General features: G+C 37.4%; 14 protein-coding genes. 7 read left to right on the forward strand and 7 right to left on the reverse strand.

Annotated elements, in window-relative coordinates:
- Nucleotides 1-33: 33 nt before the first annotated feature.
- The 6 genes from DHU68_RS00205 to DHU68_RS00230 form a co-directional block, all read right to left on the reverse strand.
- Nucleotides 34-1,803, reverse strand: a complete 1,770-nt coding sequence (locus DHU68_RS00205; protein ID WP_108820964.1) for a RagB/SusD family nutrient uptake outer membrane protein — start codon at nucleotides 1,801-1,803, stop codon at nucleotides 34-36.
- An 18-nt stretch (nucleotides 1,804-1,821) separates the two neighbouring features.
- Nucleotides 1,822-4,932, reverse strand: coding sequence for a SusC/RagA family TonB-linked outer membrane protein (locus tag DHU68_RS00210; RefSeq protein ID WP_108820965.1), 3,111 nt, complete (start codon nucleotides 4,930-4,932; stop codon nucleotides 1,822-1,824).
- A gap of 46 nt (nucleotides 4,933-4,978) precedes the next feature.
- A complete protein-coding gene (locus DHU68_RS00215; RefSeq protein WP_108820966.1) occupies nucleotides 4,979-6,940 on the reverse strand; it encodes a RagB/SusD family nutrient uptake outer membrane protein in 1,962 nt (653 codons plus the stop codon).
- Nucleotides 6,941-6,952: 12 nt separating this feature from the next.
- The gene (locus tag DHU68_RS00220; protein ID WP_108820967.1) at nucleotides 6,953-10,180 is read right to left on the reverse strand and encodes a TonB-dependent receptor; all 3,228 of its coding nucleotides are present in this window, start codon (nucleotides 10,178-10,180) and stop codon (nucleotides 6,953-6,955) included.
- A gap of 852 nt (nucleotides 10,181-11,032) precedes the next feature.
- Complete coding sequence (locus DHU68_RS00225) at nucleotides 11,033-12,898, reverse strand: RagB/SusD family nutrient uptake outer membrane protein (protein WP_108820968.1); 1,866 nt, start codon at nucleotides 12,896-12,898, stop codon at nucleotides 11,033-11,035.
- A gap of 38 nt (nucleotides 12,899-12,936) precedes the next feature.
- Nucleotides 12,937-16,299, reverse strand: a complete 3,363-nt coding sequence (locus tag DHU68_RS00230; RefSeq protein ID WP_185117480.1) for a TonB-dependent receptor — start codon at nucleotides 16,297-16,299, stop codon at nucleotides 12,937-12,939.
- 206 nt (nucleotides 16,300-16,505) lie between these two features.
- On the opposite strand from DHU68_RS00230, the gene DHU68_RS14095 reads away from it, so the two are divergent.
- Entirely contained in the window at nucleotides 16,506-16,826 is a 321-nt protein-coding gene (locus DHU68_RS14095; protein WP_160111027.1) for a hypothetical protein, read from the forward strand.
- Nucleotides 16,827-17,334: 508 nt separating this feature from the next.
- Here the strand turns inward: DHU68_RS14095 and DHU68_RS00240 are convergent.
- A complete protein-coding gene (locus DHU68_RS00240) occupies nucleotides 17,335-18,324 on the reverse strand; it encodes a helix-turn-helix domain-containing protein (RefSeq protein WP_108820969.1) in 990 nt (329 codons plus the stop codon).
- 401 nt (nucleotides 18,325-18,725) lie between these two features.
- Between DHU68_RS00240 and dut the strand changes: the two genes are divergently transcribed.
- The 6 genes from dut to DHU68_RS00270 are packed head-to-tail and all read left to right on the forward strand — an operon-like array spanning nucleotide 18,726 to nucleotide 24,822.
- A complete protein-coding gene (dut, locus tag DHU68_RS00245; RefSeq protein ID WP_108820970.1) occupies nucleotides 18,726-19,157 on the forward strand; it encodes a dUTP diphosphatase in 432 nt (143 codons plus the stop codon).
- 30 nt (nucleotides 19,158-19,187) lie between these two features.
- On the forward strand, nucleotides 19,188-20,930 hold the full coding sequence (locus DHU68_RS00250; protein WP_108820971.1) for a tetratricopeptide repeat protein: 1,743 nt from the start codon (nucleotides 19,188-19,190) through the stop codon (nucleotides 20,928-20,930).
- Nucleotides 20,930-21,775 carry a DUF4292 domain-containing protein gene (locus DHU68_RS00255; RefSeq protein WP_108820972.1) on the forward strand — a complete coding sequence of 282 codons (846 nt, stop codon included), beginning with the start codon at nucleotides 20,930-20,932 and terminating at the stop codon, nucleotides 21,773-21,775. Before DHU68_RS00250 ends, DHU68_RS00255 begins: the two co-directional genes overlap by 1 nt.
- On the forward strand, nucleotides 21,772-23,010 hold the full coding sequence (locus DHU68_RS00260) for a murein hydrolase activator EnvC (RefSeq protein WP_108820973.1): 1,239 nt from the start codon (nucleotides 21,772-21,774) through the stop codon (nucleotides 23,008-23,010). The genes DHU68_RS00255 and DHU68_RS00260 overlap by 4 nt, the downstream gene beginning before the upstream one ends.
- A gap of 11 nt (nucleotides 23,011-23,021) precedes the next feature.
- Nucleotides 23,022-23,897 carry an FdtA/QdtA family cupin domain-containing protein gene (locus DHU68_RS00265; RefSeq protein ID WP_108821607.1) on the forward strand — a complete coding sequence of 292 codons (876 nt, stop codon included), beginning with the start codon at nucleotides 23,022-23,024 and terminating at the stop codon, nucleotides 23,895-23,897.
- Nucleotides 23,842-24,822, forward strand: coding sequence for a GNAT family N-acetyltransferase (locus DHU68_RS00270; protein ID WP_255412388.1), 981 nt, complete (start codon nucleotides 23,842-23,844; stop codon nucleotides 24,820-24,822). Before DHU68_RS00265 ends, DHU68_RS00270 begins: the two co-directional genes overlap by 56 nt.
- Nucleotides 24,823-25,037: the final 215 nt, after the last annotated feature.

A 25,037-nucleotide genomic window follows, 5' to 3' on the forward strand; every position in this document is an offset into this window, starting at 1 on the left:
TCATACAAATATTAGTTTATAATCGCTTGGTGATTAATAATCCCATCCCGGATTTTGCCATTGTTCTCCTGTCTGTTTGAATATGATTCTCAGTTCGGCAGGATGGATAGGGAAAATCAGGAATTTATCGGTATTTGACTTACGTTCTCCCAAAGGAATTCGTTTGTAAGAATACTTGCTATTATCATCGCGAGTGATCTCTATACCCGAAATAAATGTTTCGCCAGACAATACTTTCCATCGACGTATATCGAAAAAGCGGTGCGCCTCGAAGGCCAGTTCTACTCTTCTTTCGTTACGATAGACTTTTTCGAATGCTTCTTTTGTCAGACCAGTTGGTATAGGCGGCATTTGGGAACGGGCGCGGACTGTGTTGACTGCTTCGCGGGCACTCATTTTCATGCCATTTCCTATATCTACAGCTTGATCGGGGCCATAGGCCTGATAGGCTGTTTCGGCAAAGTTGAGATAAAGTTCTGCCAGACGGAATACTCTCATCGTTCCGTCGATATGTGTACCTTGTTTAGAGCCGGGATGAGCATATTTTCGTGTATAATATCCAGTATAACTGTATTTTCTGTTGTTTTGTCGATAAGCATCTCCTCCGCCTAGGTACGATTCTACTTTTCTTCCGTTAGGATCTTTAGGGTCAACGGCTGCCGAATTGTAAAATACGGTGGCATAGAAGCGAGGATCTCTATCTTCATACGGATTTTCAGGATCATAGCCCGAAGCGGTATTAACGATTGGAATCAACTTTTCTTTATCCGAATAGCCGGTTATAGGAGCAAGTCCTGTGCTTTGCATTTCGTATGCATCTACCAGATTTTGAGTAGGACATGGACCCGAATTTACCTGTCCCGGTGTGGTAGGTAATCCTACCTGGTCCCACATTCCGATGCGTCCTCCTACTCGGAATATAGTTTCCTTGTCTTCGGTTCTTGAATTATCTACACTGTAGAAATAATTGGCATATGCATTTACTGCATCAGGCGACTCTGTTTTAAACAGTTCGTATCCGTGGGCTAAACATTCGGATAGAGATCTGCCTGTTATTTTCGCAGCTTCTTCTTTTGTAAATGTGCCATCGTCCCAAAGTGGACTTACGGCATAAGTTACGGCTTGTGACATGATAGCATGAACTCCGCCTTTGGTAAGTTGTCCTTCCAGTTTGCTTACAAAACTCCATGGGTAACCAGAAATAGATTCAGGTCCTATTTCCATTACGAGTTCTCCGTCACTGATAATCTGCTTGACAACTTCTCCGAATGAGATCTTCTTATCTGTAGTGAAATCATGTTCGGCTCCCATCATTTCAAGAGACAGCGGAATGTCTCCATAACGTTTGGCCAGCATCCATATGTAGTAAGATCTCATTGCATACACTTGAGCTTTCCACCCATTTCTTTCATCATCTATCAGTCCGGCAGTTTCTTCATCTATATATTTCAAGAAAATATTGCAACGGCGTATATATGAAAACAGTTCATCCCAAGGGTTTCCTCCATGCCTGTTCCAGCTCAAAAAGGAAGTAGAAGTGATAGTTCCGTCGTACCAATTCTGGAAAGACGCATCTTCAAAATAATTGCCAGCAAAAGCTTCGTCGGTTACACTGGCTGAGTGTATGTCGGGACCGGCAACACCTATGTTTAAGCACATATTTTTGAATGTTTCTATCTTAAATCTGTTGGCGAATATGACCTCCGGTGTTTGATACCCCAGATCTTCATGATCTAGCGTTCCGGAGCATGATCCTAACAGCAGTAACAGACCCAGTGTTATATTTATGTATATTTTATTCATAGCAGTTCATTTTTAAAGTTAGAAATCAATACTGAGACCAATGTTGTAAGACCGGGAAATAGGTATTTCTCCTATATGGTTGTTCTCCGGATCAAAATCTACGTCACCTAATTTGTCCCAAGTGATGAGGTTATTGCCGCTCAGCCAAAAACGAACTCGTTCCATCTTAGCTTGTCGTGTGATATGACGCGGAAGTGTATAACCTATTTCTACATTTTTAAGCCTGAGGAATGATTTGTCGAGCAAGTAGAAATCGCTAGAGTTGGTATTAGGAGAAGCAGGTCTGTCTGTCAATGCCGGGTATTTGATTGTTTCCCCATTTTCGTATTTTTCCTGAGTCCAAGAATCTAAATGCATTTTTGAATAAACCCGCTCGGTCGAACCTCCGCCTGGGTTTTCCCAAAAACCATACGATCCGCTAACAATAGATTTATAGTCGCCTATCCCTTGGAACATAATGCTGAGATCAAAATCTTTGTATGCTGCCGAAATGTTGAAAGCATAGTTGTATCTAGGGATTGCACCTTTATTGAGAGGCACCTGATCTTTGTCGTCTATCATCCCATCTTCGTTCAGATCTTGATATTTTAGGTCTCCTACACGAGGTGTGTTCGAACCGTAAGAAATTCTATTCAAGTATTCATCCAGTTCCTCTTTTGTGTTGAAGAAGCCATTCCCATTGCTATAGTCGACAAGGTAACCCCACGAAGTTCCTATGGAATAACCTTCGGTGCGAATAGGGTAAACGTAGTCTTCGCCTCGTTCCATTTCTTGAACGTCAATGAATTCATTTTTGCTGAAGGCTACATATCCTCCGACTCCTATGGTCAGGTCTTTATTGAACTGTTTCGTATAGTTTAGCTCCAACTCATAGCCCTTGTTGGACATTTTTCCTTGCTGTACGTTAGGATAAGAGCCTCTATCACCATGATAGCTTGGAATCCATCCAGTGACACCAATAGTCATGTTATTCATTTTGTGACGGAAGAGATTGAACCCGATATAGAATTCGTTGAATAATCCTAACTCGATACCGTAATTTTGTTTTTTTACTTTTTCCGGTTCAAGTAGAGGATTTCCTTGTCTGATCTGACCAGAGAAATCAAATTTGTCTAGGTATGGATAACGATATGGTGCGGCAATTTGATCGCTTGAGTTAATACCATAAGATGCTTTAAATTTCAGAAGACTCAACCAACTGATATTTTCTTTTATAAAACTCTCGTTAGACGCTATCCATGCTCCCGAAACGGCAGGTGTTGCTTTAAATCTGTTTCCCGGTGCAAAGTTATCCGACCCAGAATATCCAGTGCCTAATGATATTGCATACCTTTTGTCGAAGTCATAAAATACATTGACCCCAGAATAGATGAATTTAGCATCTATGCTTTCGCTTGGCGATGATAGATTCTGATATAAAGCATAACCATTTAGCGACAGATTGTGAAGTCCGAATGATCTCTTGTAATTAACATAGGCTTTTAGATTTAAGTTATGTAAATTGTCATTGCCGCCGTTGTATGACAAAGGAGAATCTTCGGTAGTTCCTATTTTCTCATACTTATAGGCATCCCAGTCTTCGAGAGAATCGATTACTCTGATCCAACGTTCTCTGTTTTGTCCCGTATTGTTTCGCTTATTGCTACTAACGGCATAACCGATATCTCCTCCAATGCTCAAGCCTTTGGTAAGGAAAGACAAATCGAGTTCGAGTCCAGCGTTGGTGTATATATATGTAGTCGTAATAGTGTTGTACCCCGATCTGTTGATCATTCTATATACACTCTCGTTTCCCGGCATATTGGGTGTTGTTAATATTTTTCCTCCTTCGTGTACAATATTCCCGTCTTTATCCACTAATTGAGGAGTTACAGGACCAAAAATGGTAGGGGGAGTCATTAGAATGTACCGGTACACATCCCCTAAGTCGGATGTGAGCCCTCTATCTCTCTTTATGCTAGCAGCTATATTGAGATAACTCTTAAGGTATTTGTTCAGATTTACATCCAGATTTGTTCTGAGGTTTACTCCATAATACGAAGGCGGATTCTTGTATTGCTCGTTTCCTCTAACTTTAACAGGAAGATCGTTGTGCATGAAATTCACATTGGAAAAGAAACGGGCTTTTTCGCTACCGGCCGATAGGTTGAGTCCTACTCGTTGCATATAATGGTAATTTGACAAGTATTCGTCGTACCAATTGTTGTCAGGATATAAATTCCGGTTTTCGCCTGAATTAAACTTTGCAATTTGCTCATCAGTGAATATTTGATTTTTTCCAAGACCCGGATTGTCGTTATAGGCTGCCTGATTTTTCAAGGTTGCATATAATCCTGAATTTGGTCTGAATGGTTTCTTGATAGACTCCATCATTGTTCCTTCTACCCTGATGCCAATATCCAGTTTTCCGATTTCTCCTCTTTTGGTATTGACTACAATAACTCCGTTGGCACCCTTCATACCATATAGAGCCAAAGCCGAAGCGTCCTTAAGGATTGTAACGGTTTCTATCTCCGAAGGAGTAATCTGATTAAGGTATTGGATACCATCGGCAGGGATAATCAATCCATCGATAACGATGACTAGCTCATCTTGTCCATTATTCGTATTGTATCCTCTGATCTTAAGATGATGACTCATATCATGCCATGAATTTCCGGTTTGCCTGACCATCAATCCAGGTAGTCTACCTGTGAATGTCGCTGTTAGGTTGGAGGCAGGAGTCTTTTCCAACTCTCTGCCCGCTACTGTGGATGCTGCTCCGGCAAAGACTTCTTTTTCTACCCTATTCAATCCTAAATCAATCATCTGATTTTGATTATAAATGTCTTCTTTCAGTGTTATTTGAAGGGGTTGATCGGTATCGGTATCGAACCTTTGTGATCTGTAGCCTAAATAATTAACAGTAATGTATTTACTATCATCATTCACATTTAAAATGAAAGCCCCATCTATACCAGTAGTAGTCATGTTATTCCCGTTTTCGGAAACAATCATAACGCCAACCAAAGGCTCTCCATATTTGTCTTTTATAATACCGCTCATGCTTGTAATGGCTTCTTGCGCAAAAATGGATGATGCAACAAATGCAAAAGCGAGTATTAACTGTATAATCTTTTTGTTTATCATAGTTGTCTTTTTTACAAATTTGAAGTACGCATAGTGTATAGTGGGACTACCAACCAGGGTTTTGCCAACTCATTCCTGTAAGTGTATAAAACTTATTTGCTTCGGCTTGAGGGATTGGAGCTTTCAGGTATTTGTTGTCGTAGCAAGATCTTTCCTGAGCTCTTACATTGCGTCTCTTATATGTGTAGTGAGAGAAACTTCCATCAGCTTTTTCGTGTCTTGTGATTTCCATAGCAGTGGCCCATCTGTCTGTTGCCAGCAAGTTACCATCAGGTTTTTGCCATCTGCGAATATCGAAAAAACGATGTCCTTCTAGAGCTAGCTCGATACGTCTTTCGTGTCGTACACGAAGCCTCATCTCTTCTTGGTTTGAAGTTATTTCGGACTTAAGTTTAGGCATGCCTGCTCTCTCTCTTATCTGATTAATGAGTAGAGTTGCTTCTTCCAGATGGTTGGTTTCTACGGCTGCTTCAGCCAGATTAAGCATAACTTCGCCCAATCTGAATAGTTTTGGTTTAGGTTCATTGCTTTCGTAGCCATCGCCATGATTAGGAGTTAAGAACTTCCGGATGTAATATCCTGTGCGTGTTGCTGCTCTGGAGGTAGGATGTATTCCGGTAAGAGGTTCTCCTACCCAAGTAGAGATAATGCGGGTTCTGAAAACAGGTCCGTTTCCGTTAGGACTGTAATTCCAATTGTCTTTGCATTCTTCAGATTCAGATGTTGACCATTTACAACTTCGTTTTGAACCATTGTAGTAGATGGAAGCATAAAAACGTGGGTCGCGGTTTACATACGGATCATTTTCTTTATATAATGTGTTCTTAGGATTGAAATTCGGTTGTAGATGTTTTTCATCTAAATATGGCTTTTTCAGATCGAGAATTGTTTCACCATCTATAGTTTCGTAGGCATCTACCATTTCCTGTGTAGGGACAGTTCCTGCTTTACCACTCTGCGCACCAATGCCTTCGATGTCGAAACTAGCTCCAGCCGAGTTCCAATGAAAATAGATTGTTTCTTTATCTACTGGATTGGTAGAATAAGCAGGGTCGCGAGTGAAATATTCATTCATTAGAGCGGCATGCTTATTGGGGAGATGTGATTGATTGTTAGGGTTGTCTATGTCATTTTGGTAAATGCCGGGAAAGTTAATTTTGTTATATAGTTCATAGCCGTTTTTGGAAAGATTATCATATGCCTCTTTATTTATTTTGTATGCTAGCTCCCAAAAATTTTCACCTTCATTGTAGAGCGGACTGGCTGCATATAGAGTCATTCGTGATTTTAGAGCTTCTCCAACGGCCTTAGTCATTCGTGCAGTTTCGGAACTGGAGGTAATCCGCCAAGGTAGTTCTTCGGTGTTCATGCCCACAGCTATGTCTTCGAGGATAAAATCTATGACTTCTTTGTAAGTTGGTTTCTCAAGTGTGGTATAATCTGCATTTATGGGATCCTCGTACGGTTCTCTGACAATAGGAAGACCTGTGCCATACCATTTCAGTAGCTCCGAATAGTAATATGCACGAAGCATATGCGCTTCAGCCCTCCATCTTCTTCTTTCGGCTTCGGTATTGACTGTGGCTTCGTTGATGTTTGCTATAAAGACACAGCAGTCCTTAATCCCTTCATAAAGACGTTCGAAATATTTTCCGTCGCCGTAGCCTGTGAAGCCAATCAATTCTGTCATTGGATAAAGGGCACTTGTTGCCTCTCCATTATACATCATTCCTGCTACTCCTTGGGGATATTCGATGTCGTCGTTGTCCCAAGCCTCGTCGCTTACCACAACTGGTCCTCTGGTAGTATACCAATAGTGTAAGCCTCCTTGTGGAATCTTACGATAGCATGTATTTAGGTATGCACCCGTCTTGAAGTGATCTTCAAATACTTCTTTTAAGGTTATTTTTCCATCAGGTGCCTGATCGAGTACTTCATTACAGCTTAATAGTCCTAATATGAGGAGTAATATGAGGCTATTCTGTATCTTATATATATTTTTTTTCATTACTGTTTTACTTTAGAATGTGACATTAACTCCAAATCCAAGAACTTTCTGAATAGGGTATTTTCGAGGGTGTTCAGCTTCCGGATCGTATTGGTCGATAAGAAGTTTATCCCATACGAATAAGTTTTGTCCGGTTACATATACTCTTAAGTCATTTACTCCTATTTTGGATAAAAAACCTTTAGGTATGGTATATCCTATTTCTAGATTTCTTAAGCGTAAAAAGGCTCTGTTCTGAACAAAGAATTCGTTAGACGAATGATTATAATTGCTTTTCGATGAAAGTGCAGGATAGGTTATTTTTTCGCCGTTAGCATATCGTTCCGATGTCCATGCATTTTTGTGGTATTTGTAATAAGTTCCTTTACCTTCAACTTCATTAACTCCTAGTCCGTACCAATAGGTTTTTATATCACCTACTCCGGTAAAGAAGATGGAAAAATCGAAATCTCGGTATTTGGTATCAAGTCCAAATCCGTAATTATAACCCGGAACTGAGCCTGAAAAACCGATAGGAGCATGATCTTTCTCACTTATTTCTCCGTCTCCGTTCAGGTCTTTAAAGACAAGGTCGCCTGGTCTTGGAGGGTTGGGATACTTTACTCCACTTTGGTCTATTTCTTCTTGAGAAGTCCAATAACCTTTTCCGGGAGAGTCCCAGTCAACCAGATAACCCCATTGCTGACCTATCTGATAACCCGTATTACGATATTGGTATGCGTAAGAATCGTCATACATGGCTTCATCATGAGAGGTTATTTTATTATTGTTTGTTGACATATTTGCATTCACTGAGATAAAAAAGTCAGGAGTTACTTGTTTGTTGTAAGATATCTCAAATTCATATCCATAATTTTCCAACTCTCCTATATTCGATTTTGGCAAAGCGCTGGCAGGATGTCCCTGTATGAGAGGAATCACACCTCTGTTTATTAACATTTTGGATGTGTTTTCTTTAAAATAATCGAAACTTCCTTTTATATCATTGGTTATCTGGAGATCAACTCCTAAATTAAGTTTGTCGCTGACTTCCCATTGTATATGTTTGTTTCCTAATAGGATTATGTTTACTCCCTGACCTTCGCCAAGTCCTCCTACCCCTTGATCTTTACCTCCATATTGATAATTGTCCTGATATAAAAATCTGCTAGAGCCGAGTTTATCATTTCCTACCCTTCCGTAAGAAGCTCTTAGTTTCAAAAAAGTAAGTATGCCATTCTTAGGAATAAAGCTTTCGTTAGTCAGTACCCATCCTAATGATCCTGCGGGAAAGAATCCGAATCTGTTGCTAGGCGCAAATTGTTCGGTTCCGTTGTATCCCAGATTTACTTCAACAAAGTATTTTGAATCGTAATTGTATGTTCCGCGTCCGGCAAAAGATAGCACATTATATGGTATCTCAGCTCCTTCTGACTCCCAATGATCTCTTTGTATCAGTATCATACCTGTAACATTGTGCTTGCCAAAGGCTCGGTTATAGTTGATAGACCCTTGTGCATTGAATTTATAATGATTACTACTAGATCGCCCTAAACTCATAGGAGAGTCATGGGTTGTTTTTTCTTGTAGTTCAACAGTATCATTTTCATAATTAGGATCAGCATAATAGTCTCTTTCTGTTCTTTGCCCTATTATGGTTGTTCTTGGGTAAGTATCAAACGAGATTAAGCCTTTAAAACTTAATCCTTCTGTTATAAAGGAACTTAGGTCTAGCTCTACCTCTAAGGATGAATTTAAGTTGATTCGGGTGTTTTTATGATATCCCGATCTGTTTATAAGGTTTCCCGGAGAATTGTCTCCTACACGAGGTTTGATCATCATATTAGGCATCACGTCCGGAAATAGACCTTCGCCTGTGGTTGGGCCTAGTGTAGTCGGGTTCATTCTCATTATCTCTTGCATAACTCCTCTTGTCATTTCTTCTACGTCTTTGAACTGATTGATAGGAGGGGTATTTTGCTTTTCTATATAAGTCCCTATATTTAATCGCGTAGTTAAGAATTTTGTAGGTTTATAATCCATATTGGATCGGAAACTCCATCTGTCGAGTTTCAAAGACGGATCATAGCCCAACTGTGATTTCTTTTCTGTATTGAAGTGTCCTCCTTGATGTATGTATCCTACGTTCATATAGTATAACACCGTTTCGGTACCTCCTCTGACGTTTACATTTGCTCTTGTCTCGGGAACCCAGTCTTTAAAATACATACCATAGTAATAATGATTGGGATACAGATAGTCTCTTAAAGCCATTTGATGTTCATAATCTTCGGCATTAGGGTCTAAACCTAGATAAGGGTTCATGAACTTTTCTCTTACTTCTGGAGAATAGGCCTCTGGTAACCCGTCGTTCCTAAAAGCTTCGTTACGCATATCTATGTATTCAATAGATGAGAGTCTGTCTGGTTTGCGCGTAAAGGCTGTGAATGTTTGGTGGATAGATGCTGACAGTTCGGCTTTTCCTACTTGTCCTCTTTTGGTTGTAACCATAATTACACCATTTGCACCTCTTACTCCAAATACTGCAGTTGCAGAAGCATCCTTTAGTACACTGACTGATTCTATCTCATTTACATCCAGCGTTCTGAAGTTCTCTCTGGGAACGCCATCTATCAGAATTAAAGGAGACGATTCGTTTATTGTGGTTCGTCCACGGAGGAAGATACGTGCATCGTCAAGACCCGGCAATGCTCCGTCAGACTGTGTAATAGACAGACCTGTGATACGTCCTTGCAGTGCATTCCCAAAGCTGGTTGCTGTTGCTTTCTTTATATCATCGCCTTTGACGGCCGATACAGCTCCAGTAACGGATACTTTCGATTGAGTTCCATAACCAACTACTACGACCTCACTCAGAGCGGAAGTTTCTTCTTTCAGAACTACTTCTATATAGGTTTTTCCGTCTAGTTTAACAGACTTCGCTTCCATCCCTATATAGGTGAAATCAAGTGTGGCATTAGGACTACTTACTGAAATACTGAATTTTCCATCTATATCAGTAAGGCTTGTTTGTGTGGTACTCGCCTCTTTTATGGTTACTCCTATCAAGAGTTCGCCATTTTGGTCTTTGACGACACCAGTAACTTGAATCTTATCTTGCTGTATCTGTTTTGTAGAAGCAGACTCTTGTTGTGCCATCGTTAATAATGGTAAAACAAGGAGCAAGAGAAACATAGGAAATGATATCCTCAGTTTTCTGAAAATAGCATTCATGTCTAGTGTCTTCTTGTTGTTTTTCATACGAATTATTATACAGGTTATAGAATATCTATTTATTCTCAATCTTTGAGGTAAACGATATAGTAGTGACAATAGGAGCGGGTTTTACCTCCTTTAAGATGAGTATTAATATTTTCTTTTATTAATACTCCATTCAGTACATATACAAGTTGGTCCGTAGCCAATCAGTGTATGAAATGGGCATTATCTAAGTTTCGGTACTTGAGTGAATGGTCGTTTATCGAAACTTTCAGTAAATCATCTTTTGTTTGATGACGTGCGTTGGATTAGGTTAAATTCTTCTTTTTTCTCTTCCTTTTCTTTTGCTTCTTCGAAATCCAGAGCCTGATTTTCTGCATTAATTGGTTTATCTTATACGCTGCGAACACCGCGCTTATTTTTCGAAAGTTATAGTTGCAGAATAAAACTCTTTTATTTTTCTACTGAGTGTCAATCTTTTCGATCTTAGGCTCCTCTCGTCGTTGAGTTACGAAAGTCAGTTATATTGTATATTTAATATAAAAGTAGTGGTAAAGTGTTTAAAATCTCTTTGAATAGAGATATAATTTCTTTGAAAAATGACACTCACACTTGTCGAATCAACTAGCCACACTGATTTGATATATTGATATTTATGACTTATGTGCACGTTTCCATCACGCAGTTTTGTGTCATATTTCCAAGTGCATTTTTGGTTATAGAAAGAACAGAAAGTTGAAATAAAGGATAGTAGCAACCTATTTCATTGTTATTTTGCTCCTTACATAAAAATGTAGGCTATCCACAACTATCGTATAAAACAACCCCGATTAATACATGATATATTAATCGGGGGTTAATTATTCTAATTTTTAATCTCTTCAGGAATGCTTATTATTTCCAATTTGGGTTCTGAACTAATAATCCTTCCATAGTTACAATTTGAGCATCTGGGATAGGCAAGGTCACCCATTTTGAATTATAGTTTGACTTAGCAAATTTATTCAGATACTGTTTCTCATATGCAACATATTCATTCAAATCGTTCTCAATATTACCCCAACGTGCTAGATCATACCAACGATGTCCTTCTAAAGCAAGTTCTAAGCGTCTTTCAAACTTCAAAGCTGCTAGCGCCTTTTCTTTTGTACTAAATTGAGCCGGTGTATATAACCCAATACGATAGTTAGAAGCGGCATCTTTACCGGTCACATTGTTTATTTTATCATCTAAAACATAATTAGAGGTAGATTCAAGCATTGTTGCTGGGTCAACGGCCTTAACATAGGATTTTGCAGCTCGTTCCCTCACCATATTTACATACTTAAGTGCATCTGCATGCTGCCCTGTTTCGATTAAAGCTTCTGCATACCAAAGGAGTACATCGGCGTAACGAATAAGGTGTATATTTTTAGCAGAAGAACAAGTTTGTGTACCGTTACTCAAACTTCCTTTATCTGATTTCTTCGGCATTAATTTCTTGTTCATATAATACCCGCCATTAGTCAAGTCTCTCACCCAACCATCTATAGAAGTAGGTACAGTCCAATCCCAGAAAGGAAGGTGGAAACGACCTACCGAAATATCTAAACGAGGGTCTGTATAAACAGTAAGATCTGTTTCCGGAAAGTTTGGTGCAGGCTTACCATCTTGGTCTACCCCTGCTTTTGTTAATGCAGGTTTACTTCTGTAAGATTTATCTACATACGGAAGACCTGCCTCATCTACGATATATGCATTTACAAGGTCATTCGACGGTTGATAAAAGCCCCATCCACTATTTCCCATACCTCCTGGAGGTGCTGTATGCCATCCTCCATTCACACAACTTATCATTTCATTTGTTCCGACAATGGTCATCTGAATATCAAAGATAGACTCTCCTGTCCAATCACTTTCTCCAGCAGTCCAAAGTGCTTCATAAGAATCAGCTAGACGATATTTTGTGCCTTTAGAGTCTTTACCATTATCAATCACTGTTTTAAGTAAATCTTTTACTTCTCCCCAACGATTTACAGTATTATTCGTTCCATTGTATGGAGATGATTGATACATCTTAACTTTTGCAAGAAGAGCTGCGGCAGCCCATTTATTTACTCGACCAGGTTCTTCTGGCCATGCATCAGGCAAGTTATCATATGCATATTGTAAGTCTTCATATATTCTATCCCAGATATAGATATAATTATTAGATTCATCTACATTTGAAACTTTAGGGTTAACATTTGAAGCAAATTCCTCAGAACCGATATATGGTATTGCTGCTCCGAAAGTTTTAACACCTTCGAAATGAAAGAATCCGCGCATAAAACGTCCTTGAGCTACAGTTTCTGTGTAAAAGTCTTTTTCACGCCCATTTATTGCAGACAAGGCATCTTTATTAGATTCTACATCACTAATCAACTCATTTGCTCTAAAAACGCCATCATAAACTCTCACCCATTTAGTACCTAAATATCCATTGTCTACAGTCATAGTGTATAGTTCTAGACTTGTAAAATCAGGCTGGTCTCCATAAGTACTTCCTTTATTTGCATCACCAGCTATAACATCCCCATAAACATAATTTGTCAGGGGTGCCTCAAAATAGCTATCATTTAATAAAGAAGCATACATTCCTGCCAACAACATGTTTATACCATCTTCATCTGCTAACTGCTCTTTACCAATAGAACCACTTGATCGTTGCTCTAAAAAGTCGCTACATGAAATGAAGCTAAAGAGGCTAAGTATAATAATTGAATATAATATCTTTTTCATATTTATTTATTTATTTATAACGATTGTTTATCAATCCATTAGAAACTAAGATTTACCCCTAAAATATATGAACGAGGCATTCCATAAGAACCATAATCATATCCCATACGTTTATCATTACTGCTCAGTACTTCCGGATCTAGCCCATCATATCCTGTAATAGTAAACACATTGGTTAACTGACCATAAAAACGAACTCTCGACAATGATACTTTTTCTGTAAGTTTTTTAGGCAATGTATAACCTAAAGTCAAAGTCTGCATTCTCAAATATGAACCATCTTCTATATACATTGAATGAGATTCTGCTGTTGCTTCTGAACCATCTCCATTCAAAGTAGCCCACAATGGATATTTACCATCCGGATTGTCTGTAGGGTGCCATGAGTTATCACGTCTATCTTTCGAATAATTACTTTGCAATGCCCCATAATGTGTAAAATATTGATATGCTTTCATTATGTCATTACCTACTGAGAAATAAAGATATGTACCTAAATCGAATCCTTTATACGTAAGACTTAGATTTAATCCTCCAGTGAAATCCGGATGCGGATTTCCTATAATAGTGCGGTCATCTGCATCTATTTTTCCATCTCCATCTACATCTTTGAATTTATAACGACCTACCCAATCTTCAGCTACTAAAGATTTAGCATCTGCTACAGCAAATGGAAGAATTGTATTTCCATTTTTATCCTTATTATTCATTACGTCATCTACGCTCTTATAGATACCCTCTACCTGATAGCCATAGAATTGACCAATCGGCTGACCTACTGTTGTTATAGAAGTGTTCTTCAAACGGTCACCTTCAAACAAATTAGATGAACCTAATTTTGTAACTTTGTTTTTATAAGAAGAGAGATTAGCTGTGATATTGTAACCAAAATCTCCAGCTTTATCGCGCCACCCAATACTAAAATCAAATCCTTTATTTTCCATATCACCGATATTGATTTGAGGTTTGCTAGCATTACCGGCTAGTGCCGACCAGTTTGCAGGAACTAATAGGTCTGATGTTTTCTTTATATAATAGTCCGCGTTGAAAGTCAATCTATTATTTAGTAAAGTTCCGTCTAAACCAACGTTTAACATTTTTGTTGTCTCCCATTTTGCGTTCGGGTCACCCAGGTCTGTTACTACATATCCTGTATATTGACCAGAATCTGTTCCGGCAAAATCGTATCCATAGCCTGTACCTGTTCCATACAAGAAAGCATAATTGATAGATCTACCAACTTGTGCATTACCTGTAGTACCATATCCAATACGGAATTTAAGGTCATCAAGCCAAGTTCTTGAATTCTCCATAAACAATTCGTCCGACATACGCCATCCTACTGACACAGAAGGGAATGTACCCCAACGATTATTCTTAGCGAAACGAGAAACTCCATCTCTACGAACTGTAGCGGTCAATAAATATTTACTTTGATATGAATAATCTAAACGGCCAAAATAACCTAATGTAGTAATTGTAGATTGAGGAGTTCCACTATTTTCAACAGTTCCAGCATCTCCATTGTTAAGAGTCCAAGTATTTAAGTCGTTCTCGAAAATATAGTTTTTACGTTTACCCCATATTTCTCTACCTAAACCATTTTTCATAGCTTCCAAACCTACTAGAGCTTGTATATTGTGATGCTCTTTTATAGTTGTTTTATACTCAGCAATATTCGTCCACTGCCAATCTAGCCAGTAGGCAGCACCTTCTGCATAATGGTTATAAGATTGTCCCTCTTTATTGGCAAAAATATCTTTTGACCAAAATTCTCTATTCCATCTTCCACCCAAGCGTGTACTAAATTGTGTACGAACTCTCAATCCTTCAAGTGGTGTTATTTCTGCAAACAATGCATTTTGTGCAAAGAAACGACGATTCCAGTTATTTTCTGATCTCGATATTTGATGTATTGCTGTTTGCTCTCGTCCTCCTTCTGTTGCCTGCGATCCGGCGAAGTCGCCTCCTACATTATAAACCGGCACCCATGGCTGAGCCTGATAAACTTTAGCAAAAGCATGTGAGTCACCTTGACCTCCGCGCTCTCCACTAAACTCCATCAATGAAGCATTAGTGTTTTGTCCTATACTAAAATATTTAGTAGGATTGAATGTCGTATTAGCCCGGAAAGAAAAACGTTCAAATCCAGAACCTTTAATAGTTCCTTCTCTATCTTCATAACCCAAGCCAACAGTATAACTAGCCTTTTTGCTTCCTCCTATCAAAGATAGCTGATGACTATTGATAAACCCGGTCTGAGTAATCATATCATACCAATCAGATCCTTTTCTGGCTTCTGCCTCTGAATAACCATCTTCTAACATCTGATAATAGGCTGAACGAGCCCAAGAGTCAGATCCATTTGGTTTGTATGAAGATACCCATGCATCAACACTTCCATACTTATTTACAATTTGGTCTTTTGACATACCTGAAGGTTTTATTGCATATGGCATTGTTAGCTGATCCTGAGCATTAAGAGATCCGAACTGAGGATGAGTTTGACCTTGTACACCTCTGATATCTCTATTGTTAACCATACCTGTAGCCTGGAATTCCATTGCCTCCCATGCATTAAGCAAATCAAATCCATCATTTGCCATTGTAGCCCATCCTAAATAACCGTCATAGGTTATAGAGACTTTTTCTTCTTTACTACCTTGTTTTGTTGTAACAATGATAACTCCATTTGCCGCTTTTGCTCCATAGATAGCAGTTGCTGCAGCATCTTTCAATACTTGAAATGATTCGATATCATTTGGATTAACAGAGTTGATATCTACATCAGATACTCCATCCACAATAATAAGTGGCCCTGAGTTATTCAATGAACCAACTCCACGAATACGAATAGTCGTATCAGCTCCGGGAGCCCCAGAAGATAAAATATGCACCCCTGATGCTTTCCCCTGCAAAGCTTCAGCAAATGTAGCAACTGGAGTTTCCGCCAAAACATCTGCACTAACAACAGAAACGGATCCTGTTATATCTTTCTTCGCTTGCGTACCATAACCAACAACAACAACTTCTTCCAATATTTTTGTATCCTCTACCAATGTAACTTCTATCGAACTTTGAGCCCCAACTTTGATACGTTGCGTCTGATACCCGACGAATGATATAACTAAAGTTGCACCTTCTGGAACATTATTAATAGTCACACGACCATCAATATCTGTTACACTACCATTTGTTGAATTATCAACTATCACGGAGGCGCCTATCACAGGGCCTAAATGATCTTTGACAATACAAGTCACAGTTTTGCTCTGTTGAACAACACCTGTGTTTTGTATCTTAGCCGATGGATTATCACCCATAGCAAAGAAAGTTCCTGTACTTAGTAGATACAAACCAAGACATACAGCAATCTTTCTAAATAAGAACATTTTTCTCATACAGATTTAGATTAATAATTAATGATTAATGATTAAAATATATTGCTCTGCTATTATTTCAATAATAAGAACAAAGCGAATCTAGACTGTATTCATAAAAATAAGAGTAATAAAAATAAAGGTGAATATCTTTTGACAGAACAATTAAATTTGATTATATCAACTATAAATCAGACAGAAAAAGGTCTAAAAAAAGATACTATGTGATGTGTTTTTCTATTAGTATTATTTTATTTCACAGGGCTAAATTCGAAGCAATATTAAAGAATATATTCATAATAAACAATAAAAAACAGAAAAATAGATTAACAAATTTATCCAAACTAAGCTTAACTGTTGGCGCACACGCAAATAGCAAATTATCATTTCAGATATTATCCACTGAAGCAAGCTTCGAGAAAAGTGGGCAATACCCTGCTGGTACTGTTTTTATAGAAGGTCTGGTTTTTCATCAAAACAAATGGTTCCTATACTATGGGTGTGCTGACTCTCGTGTAGCTGTTGCAGTCTACGATCCTAATAAATAATAAGTTAGAAATAATAAAGAAAAGGCCTGATAATAAAATTATCAGGCCTTTTCTTTATTTTATCTTAGTTAATTCTTTCAGTTCTCCTACCCCTTAAAAATTTAGAACCATACGAGCTTCCCAGCTCATATGGCTCCCCTTAACACAAACTTTACAAAACTACACAATATATTTTTATTCAATAGCCATGTAAATATCACATTGACTACTTATGAATATTTATTCTTTTTATCTAATTTTGCGTATCAATTTATCATCTCCACATATCCGATACGCTTTATCTTTTTACTGATACAAATGTATGTTCTTTTCCCTTTACACACGCGATAAAAATCAAAAAAATCACATGAAAAAATTTCTTTTTTTGCTTTAAACAAACAGCATAGTGTCTATATGACAATAATGTTAAAATATGATAATGAATTGTGCAATAAAAGTTTGAAAAATAAAAAATCCGAACCTAAAGATTCGGATTTTTATAAATAATGAAAAAAACTTTTCCTTTAATTTATATTCCATTAATATACTCTCTTTGCTGCCGAAAAAAACGACGACGTTCAATTTCATTACTCTGCGTTATTAATTTACTGTATCGCTTCTGTGATTTGATCCAAAGGGCTTGATACTCACATAATCTTTCATTTTGAGATTCTATACCACCTATTTCGTAGAGATTAATATATGTATAAGAATGTTTCCCGTATCTAAATACCATATTTGAAAAGTTCAACCCTAAATCAGAAATATAAAGTCGGATCATAGCGTTTGATCCAAGCTCTCCTGAAATAGCAAAGCCCTCCATTTCAAACAATAAATCATTAAGTTGTTCTTTTAAAGATATCACATCATCTTCATCTAATAAGTGCATATCATGAAAATATTGTATATCTGCCATTAGTGCTCCAAGAACATCTGGGCTTAATATTAAGCTTGTTTCTTTTAACTGTCGAACTACTGATACTAATTTCGATTGAGCCTGCACAACCTCTTTAGGAAGTATTAATTCTTTAAAAGATATATCTTTAATGAGATTCATTTGATAAGCCCATTTAAACAATCGAAATTTAGCTATTTTATCATAGTGTAAATAGAGCGTATACGGTAACCTATCGAATGCTGCTAGAATTTGAGTATTGTTATATTTCGTTAAAACTGATTCAAAAAAAGCGATCTGCTCTATCAGTTTCTCTAAGTATTCTTGTTTAAAGTCATCTTTAACATCAACTAAATTCAGCCCAATTAAAGATTTTTCTTTATTCTTCAAACCGATTAAAGAATCTATTGAAATATCCAACTTAATAGCTATCTGAGCAATTTCTTCTAAAGAAAATTTAACTTCTCCCCTCAAGCGTCTATATACTGCTTCGCGTCCTAGGCATAGAATATCCGAAATAATTGATACGACCTTATGCTTTTCTAATTTCAGAACAGCCATATCCTTATCCAAAATAGATCTTCTTATAGATGTGACAAATTCCTCATGTATAACTGACATCATTCTTTAAATGTATTGTTTTGATATGCAAATTTAAGTGTTTAAGTTCCAATATGAAAGCTTATATGCTTAATTACTTTCAAATATCAAACAGTCTATACTTAATAATGTTCCCTCTGTTAACTATTATCTATGATCAATAGATCACGCACAACACAGATATTATGTTAACAATAAAACCATTATGAACACAATCTGGTCTTTTTGGACAAAATCATAAATTATAAAAAGAAACTTTCGTCTAAACATATCAATAAAATATTTTTCATAAAAGAGTTATAGACAAGATTTTCATCTAAAGCGACATATCCTCATATTGACTATATATTCTTAAATTTTATCAATTTAGATCCCACATTGCAAAGAATTAATTAATTTCGCAAAAACAATTATTACTAAATAAGATGAATGTAAAAATCATTAATAAATCACACCACCCTCTACCTGAATATGCGACTCCATATTCTGCCGGTGTAGATTTAAGAGCATATATCCCAGAGCCTATTGTATTAAAACCTCTAGAAAGAGCACTTATCCCTACCGGATTATATTTAGAATTACCTCAAGGATATGAAGCTCAGATACGTCCTCGTAGCGGATTGGCTATAAAGCATGGATTAACTGTACTTAATACCCCTGGTACTATCGATGCTGACTACAGAGGAGAAATACGGGTAATTCTTGTAAATTTATCGAACGAAGATTTTACCATTAATGATGGAGAGCGTATTTGCCAGATGGTTATTGCCGCTCATGCTCAAGTTGTTTGGGAGGTTGCAGAATCTCTGAATGAAACAGAACGAGGAAGTGGAGGATTTGGACATACTGGCAAATAATATCTACCCTCAATTATTTAAATACAATGCATGCATAAAATATATACAGTACTTTTGTTCTTTATAGGCGTTTGCTGTTTATCTGCTCAGAATTCACCCAAGGCAGCTTTAGCTTTCTCAGAAGATCTTTCTGACGAGAAAAGGAGATTTGACTATTTCTTCTACGAAGCGATGAATGCTAAGGCTCTAAATAAATATGAAGCTGCTTACGACTTCTTTAGGTACTGTAATGCAATAGACTCTACGAATGCAAATGTTACATACGAGTTGGCAAACTTCTATAATACATTCGGAGATAAGAATAAGGCCCTCGATCATTACAGGAAAGCTTCTCTCTTAGATCAAAACAATTACTATTACAGTTACGCATATGGCTCTATGTGCATCGAGTTCAAACAATATAGTGACGCCATAGATCAGTTTAGTAAGCTGGTTTTAAAAGATCCTGATAACACGGAACTCTATGTACTCCTTTCGGAAGCATACAGATTGGATGGAGATTTGGCAAATGCAATAAAGACTTTGGATAAGCTCGAAAAAATCGTAGGGTTAAATGAAAAAATAAGTCTACACAAATATCAATTATACACAGCCTTAAAACAAGAAGACAAAGCTTTTGCCGAAATACAGAAACATATAGACAAATATCCGAATCAGCTGAAATATCAAATTCTCCTTGGCGATTTATATCTTCAGACTGGCAGAAAAAAAGAGGCTTTTTTAGTTTATAGCAAAGCAAAAGCAATTGATCCTGATGACCCTTACCTTATCACGTCAATGGCTGAATACTACGAACAGACCAACAATAAAGAAGCTGCCGAACGAGAAATGCAAATTGCTCTAATGAGTTCAAAGATGGATATTGATACAAAGTTGGCTATCCTAGCTCAACGTGTCGGATCCCTTCAACAAAACCAACAGGAGACAACTGCCGCTAATGCGCTTTTCGATACTTTGATGATACAACATCCTCAAGAGCCCAAACTAAACTTAATGTATGGAAATCTTTTAATGATCCAAAAAGACAAAAGCGGGGCTAGAGATCAATATAGAATTTTCACTGAAGCCAATCCTACAAACCCTTTTGGATGGGAACAGATGTTATTTACTACATTCCCTGATAGCCTTCAGCTCACCATAAAAATCTGCGACGAAGCTATTAGCCATATCAAAGACCAACCTCAATTTTATTTCTACAAAGGTGTTTCTGAGTATATGTTGGATGACCACAAAGCTGCACTTACAACCTTAAAAGAAGGTATCGTATATGTGGATGAGAATAACCCCAGACTTCTTGCCGACTTTCACGGACAGATTGGCGATCTTTACTATCACTTAGGAAAACATGACAGTGCTTTTGCTACTTACGAAAAGGCTTTAAAATTTGACCCTAATAACGTTGGTGTACTCAACAATTATAGCTACTTCCTATCTCTAGCAAAAAAAGACCTGAGCAAAGCTGAACTCATGAGTAGCAGAGCCGTGAAAGCAGACCCTACCAACCCTACTTATTTAGACACCTACGGTTGGGTGCTATTCGTACAAGGAGCTTATACTATTTCTAAAATATATTTAGAAGATGCTATAAAATACAGTAAAGAGAAAGGGGAAGAACTTAGCAGTGAAGTATTGGAACATTATGGAGACGTTTTGTTCAAAACAAACGAACCTGAAAAAGCGTTAGAATATTGGATCAAAGCTAAAGAAAAAGGAGACAGCGATTCTAAAACGCTAGACAGAAAAATAGAAACAAAAACTTATATATCTGAATAATGAAGACATTAACTCCTCGCAATATAATTACATTGTTTTCAATTATATTCTTGATCTTCACAGTTAGCAGCTGTGGTTCAAAGAAAACTGTCACAACTGGTGGTGTATTAGAAAAAAAGTCGTCTACCAAAATAATAAATGACGCTCTACACTCTGAGCTAAAATACTCGACATTAACAACTAAAGGAAGTATTGAATTCAAGATTGGAGATTCTTCAAAGAAATCAACTACTGTCTTCAAAATCATCAAAGATAGTATTATGCAGGCATCCGTAAGACCTATGCTAGGTATGGAGGCTTTTAGAATAAGCTTTACTCCTGACAGTATTATCGTTTTAGATCGCTTAAAAAAACAATATATTGCTGAAAGCATCAAAGATTCTAAGTTGATGGCAAATTTTGACTTCAATTACTATAATCTGCAAGCACTCTTTACCAATCAGCTATTTACCCCGGGCAAGCAGAATGTTTCTAAATCCGACTATGAGAAATACAATATCTCTGCAACAGATGATGTATATATGTTACAAACTAAGGACAAAGGAAACCTACTGTATAATTTTGCGATAGATGCTTCTAATAGAATAATATCTACGTTGATATACAACGACAAAAAGAATGTTACACTTCAATGGTCATACGGAGAATTCATAAAAGAAGGCTCTGCCATGTACCCTACTACAATGAATGCCCAGGTTGACATTGCAAAAAAGCGATTGGATATTGGCATTACATACAACAAGCTAGATATAGATAAAGACTTGAGTATTGACACCTCAGTCCCGGCTAAATATACAAAGGTAGACTTCTCTGATTTTATAGGAACTTACATTAAAAAGAAATGAGATTTTATATTCTTTTTATAGTCTTACTCTTTAGTACAGCTAGCTTTGCCCAAAGCAATACCAAGATCAAAGATCTTGAACGGCAGAGAACAGAGACGCTGCGCGAAATCAGCAATACCGATAAACTATTAAAGGAGACCAAAAAGAGTACAGAAACATTATTAGACAGAATAAAACTAATATCCAATCAAATATTTTCACGCCAGAAAGTACTTTCTCTTTTAGAATCGGAAATAGGAGAGATCAACACAGAGCAAAAGCGTATAGAGGCTGAAATCATAGAACTAGAAGAGGAACTAAAAGAGAAACAGAAGAACTATGCTAAAGCAATAGAAGGAATGCTTAGCAATAGACAGAGTGAAAACAAACTACTATTCATTCTCTCTGGCAAATCCTTGACCGAGTCATACAGAAGGCTCAGATACCTTCAAGAATACTCTGAATGGAGAAGCAAGCAGGCGGAAGACATAAAAAGTCAAAACGAAAAACTAAAGGAAAGGAAACTCGCTTTAGAGAAAACAAAGGCTGAGAAAACTGTTCTATTAGGTCAACGCACTTCAGAACAAGAGAACCTTAAAAAAGAAGAATCTACTTTTCAGATTGGGGTAAACGAAGCCAAGAAAAAACAAAAGGACTTGGAAAAAGTACTTACTCAGAAAAGAAAGCAAGCGAACGATCTCGATAAACAAATAGCAAAGCTGATTGCCGAAGAAGTAGCAAGACAAGAGCGTGAAGCTAAGCGAAGAGCTGCTGCTCAAGGGAAAACCGCCGAAAGCAAAGGAAGCTCAGCCCCTGCTGTTATTACTGAAGAGAATATTAAACTCTCAAATAACTTCTCTGCAAATCAAGGAAAACTGCCTTACCCTATTACAGGCAATTACACTATAACAACCCGATTTGGAACACACCAACACAGCAAATGGGTTACAACTTCAAGCAGCGGTATAGATATTCGGTCTCAAGCCGGCGCAGAAGCAAAATCGGTATTCAACGGGGAAGTTTCGTATGTAGCTGCTATTCCGGGATACAATACATGTATCATCATACGCCATGGGAACTACTATACTTTCTACGGGAACATACAAACGATATATGTCAAACAAGGAGACAAAGTAAAAACCGGTCAATCTTTAGGGAAGGTTTATACCGATCCGGACACTGGATATTCTCAAATGCATTTTCAACTTTGGAGGGGAACAAACAAACTGAACCCAGAACCTTGGTTGAGAAGATAAAAACTAGCTATATGATAAAAGAAAAGCTTATCGACTTACCCAAAATAGTTGATCGAAGAGGTAATCTTTCCTTTATCGAAGCAGGACAACATATCCCGTTCAAGATTGCCCGTGTCTATTGGATATACGATATTCCCGGAGGACAAAAGAGAGGAAGTCATGCTTTCAAAACACAACACGAGATTATCATTGCCCTATCAGGCAGCTTTGACGTTTTCCTCGACAATGGGAAAGAGAGAGAAAAATATTCCCTCAATCGCTCCTATCAGGCTCTATATATCCCGAACATGCAGTGGCGAAGTATGGAGAACTTTTCCACAAATGCACTGTGCCTTGTCATAGCTTCAGACGATTACGACGAGAATGATTATATAAGAAACTACAAAGATTTTCAAAAATACGTTTCAAATTATCCATCAGTAAAACACCCCGACATACACAAGAAAAAGTTGACAGAACAAAAGCCTGAGTTCAGCACAGTTTTCGACTGCTCTTTGATAGAGCTTCCGGTCATCAAAAATAGGGCAGGAAATATAACCCCAGTACATAGCCTAAAGAATGTACCATTCGATATAGAACGTATATTCTACATATACGACATTCCTTCAGGAGAAAAACGAGGTATGCATGCCCATAAGCATTGTCATGAAATACTGATCGCTACAAGTGGTAGCTTTGAGGTAGAGCTTGATGATGGAACAAATAAGAAAACTGTATTGCTCAACCGCCCGATGTACGGATTGCATATCCCCCCCGGAGTATGGGCTACCGAGAAAGAATATTCTTCTGGGGCTATTTGCCTAGCTCTGGCTTCTGAAATCTATGACTCTAATGACTATATCAACACCTATGCTGAATTTAAAAAATACAGGAAAAGTCAAAATTAAATTATATACCACTGAAGATAAAGACACGTGGGATACGTTCGTCCGCAGCTCTAAGAATGCGACCTTCTTACTCTATCGAGATTTCATTGAGTATCACAGAGACAGATTCAAAGACTATTCGCTCCTGTTCTACATAGACAACAAACTTGTTGCTATATTGCCCGGACATATAGTAGATAAGGTTTATTATTCTCATATGGGCTTAACTTATGGTGGACTGATCATGAGTCAAGACACAACGGCAAGCCAAGTATTGATGATCTTTGAATATCTGACCGTCACTTTCCGCCATCAGGGCATCAGGAAGATTATTTACAAGTCAATTCCACATATTTATCATCGTCAACCTGCCGAAGAAGACCTATATGCATTGTTTCGCTACAAGGCTTACTTATCGTCCAGAGGCATATCCTCTACTGTATACAATTGGGACAGAGTAACTTACTCCGATTCAAGAAAAAATGGCCTTAAAAAAGCGAACAAAAACAACATTAAAATATTAATAAACAGCAACTTAGTAAACTTTTGGAATATAGTAGATAAAAATTTAAAAAACCAATATAACAAGAAACCGGTACATTCTTTAGAAGAAATAACCTATCTCCAAGAAAAATTTCCTGACAACATCAAGCTATACACCGCTGTCGACAAAGACGATAGCATACTTGGGGGATGTCTTACTTTTGAGACAGACAAGGTTGTTCATGCACAATATACAGCAGCTACAGAGGAAGGTAAAAATCAAGGTGCTATAGATTTAGTGATAGATCACATAATAAATATAGCATGTAGCAACAAAAAAATATTCGATTACGGTATTTCTACCGAAGACAATGGCTATTATTTGAACGAATCTTTAATCTATCAGAAAGAAGGATTTGGAGCTAGAGCTACAGTCTACGACACCTATACTATAGATTTATAATTAACACCCTTAAATAAAAGAAGAAATCACGACCAACGTATTTTTAAGATTTGAAGGATAAATGAACTGAATATCACTTTCATATTACCCACACTTAAAGTATCTTTGTCAGATTAAATCGGTGTACAACGTCAAGCGTCAAAACCGACAGATAAACAGAACATTGATAAAAAAGATGTTCCTTTCTCAAAAAAAACAATAATATTACATTCAAA

Source organism: Dysgonomonas sp. Marseille-P4361, from assembly GCF_900343125.1.
GTDB lineage: Bacteria > Bacteroidota > Bacteroidia > Bacteroidales > Dysgonomonadaceae > Dysgonomonas.

Bases quoted from the DNA above. Each gene is read 5' to 3' on its own strand.
- DHU68_RS00205 (WP_108820964.1), bottom strand. From the start codon at position 1,803: ATGAATAAAATATACATAAATATAACACTGGGTCTGTTACTGCTGTTA.
- DHU68_RS00210 (WP_108820965.1), bottom strand. From the start codon at position 4,932: ATGATAAACAAAAAGATTATACAGTTAATACTCGCTTTTGCATTTGTT.
- DHU68_RS00215 (WP_108820966.1), bottom strand. From the start codon at position 6,940: ATGAAAAAAAATATATATAAGATACAGAATAGCCTCATATTACTCCTC.
- DHU68_RS00220 (WP_108820967.1), bottom strand. From the start codon at position 10,180: ATGAAAAACAACAAGAAGACACTAGACATGAATGCTATTTTCAGAAAA.
- DHU68_RS00225 (WP_108820968.1), bottom strand. From the start codon at position 12,898: ATGAAAAAGATATTATATTCAATTATTATACTTAGCCTCTTTAGCTTC.
- DHU68_RS00230 (WP_185117480.1), bottom strand. From the start codon at position 16,299: ATGAGAAAAATGTTCTTATTTAGAAAGATTGCTGTATGTCTTGGTTTG.
- DHU68_RS14095 (WP_160111027.1), top strand. From the start codon at position 16,506: ATGTGTTTTTCTATTAGTATTATTTTATTTCACAGGGCTAAATTCGAA.
- DHU68_RS00240 (WP_108820969.1), bottom strand. From the start codon at position 18,324: ATGATGTCAGTTATACATGAGGAATTTGTCACATCTATAAGAAGATCT.
- dut (WP_108820970.1), top strand. From the start codon at position 18,726: ATGAATGTAAAAATCATTAATAAATCACACCACCCTCTACCTGAATAT.
- DHU68_RS00250 (WP_108820971.1), top strand. From the start codon at position 19,188: ATGCATAAAATATATACAGTACTTTTGTTCTTTATAGGCGTTTGCTGT.
- DHU68_RS00255 (WP_108820972.1), top strand. From the start codon at position 20,930: ATGAAGACATTAACTCCTCGCAATATAATTACATTGTTTTCAATTATA.
- DHU68_RS00260 (WP_108820973.1), top strand. From the start codon at position 21,772: ATGAGATTTTATATTCTTTTTATAGTCTTACTCTTTAGTACAGCTAGC.
- DHU68_RS00265 (WP_108821607.1), top strand. From the start codon at position 23,022: ATGATAAAAGAAAAGCTTATCGACTTACCCAAAATAGTTGATCGAAGA.
- DHU68_RS00270 (WP_255412388.1), top strand. From the start codon at position 23,842: ATGACTATATCAACACCTATGCTGAATTTAAAAAATACAGGAAAAGTC.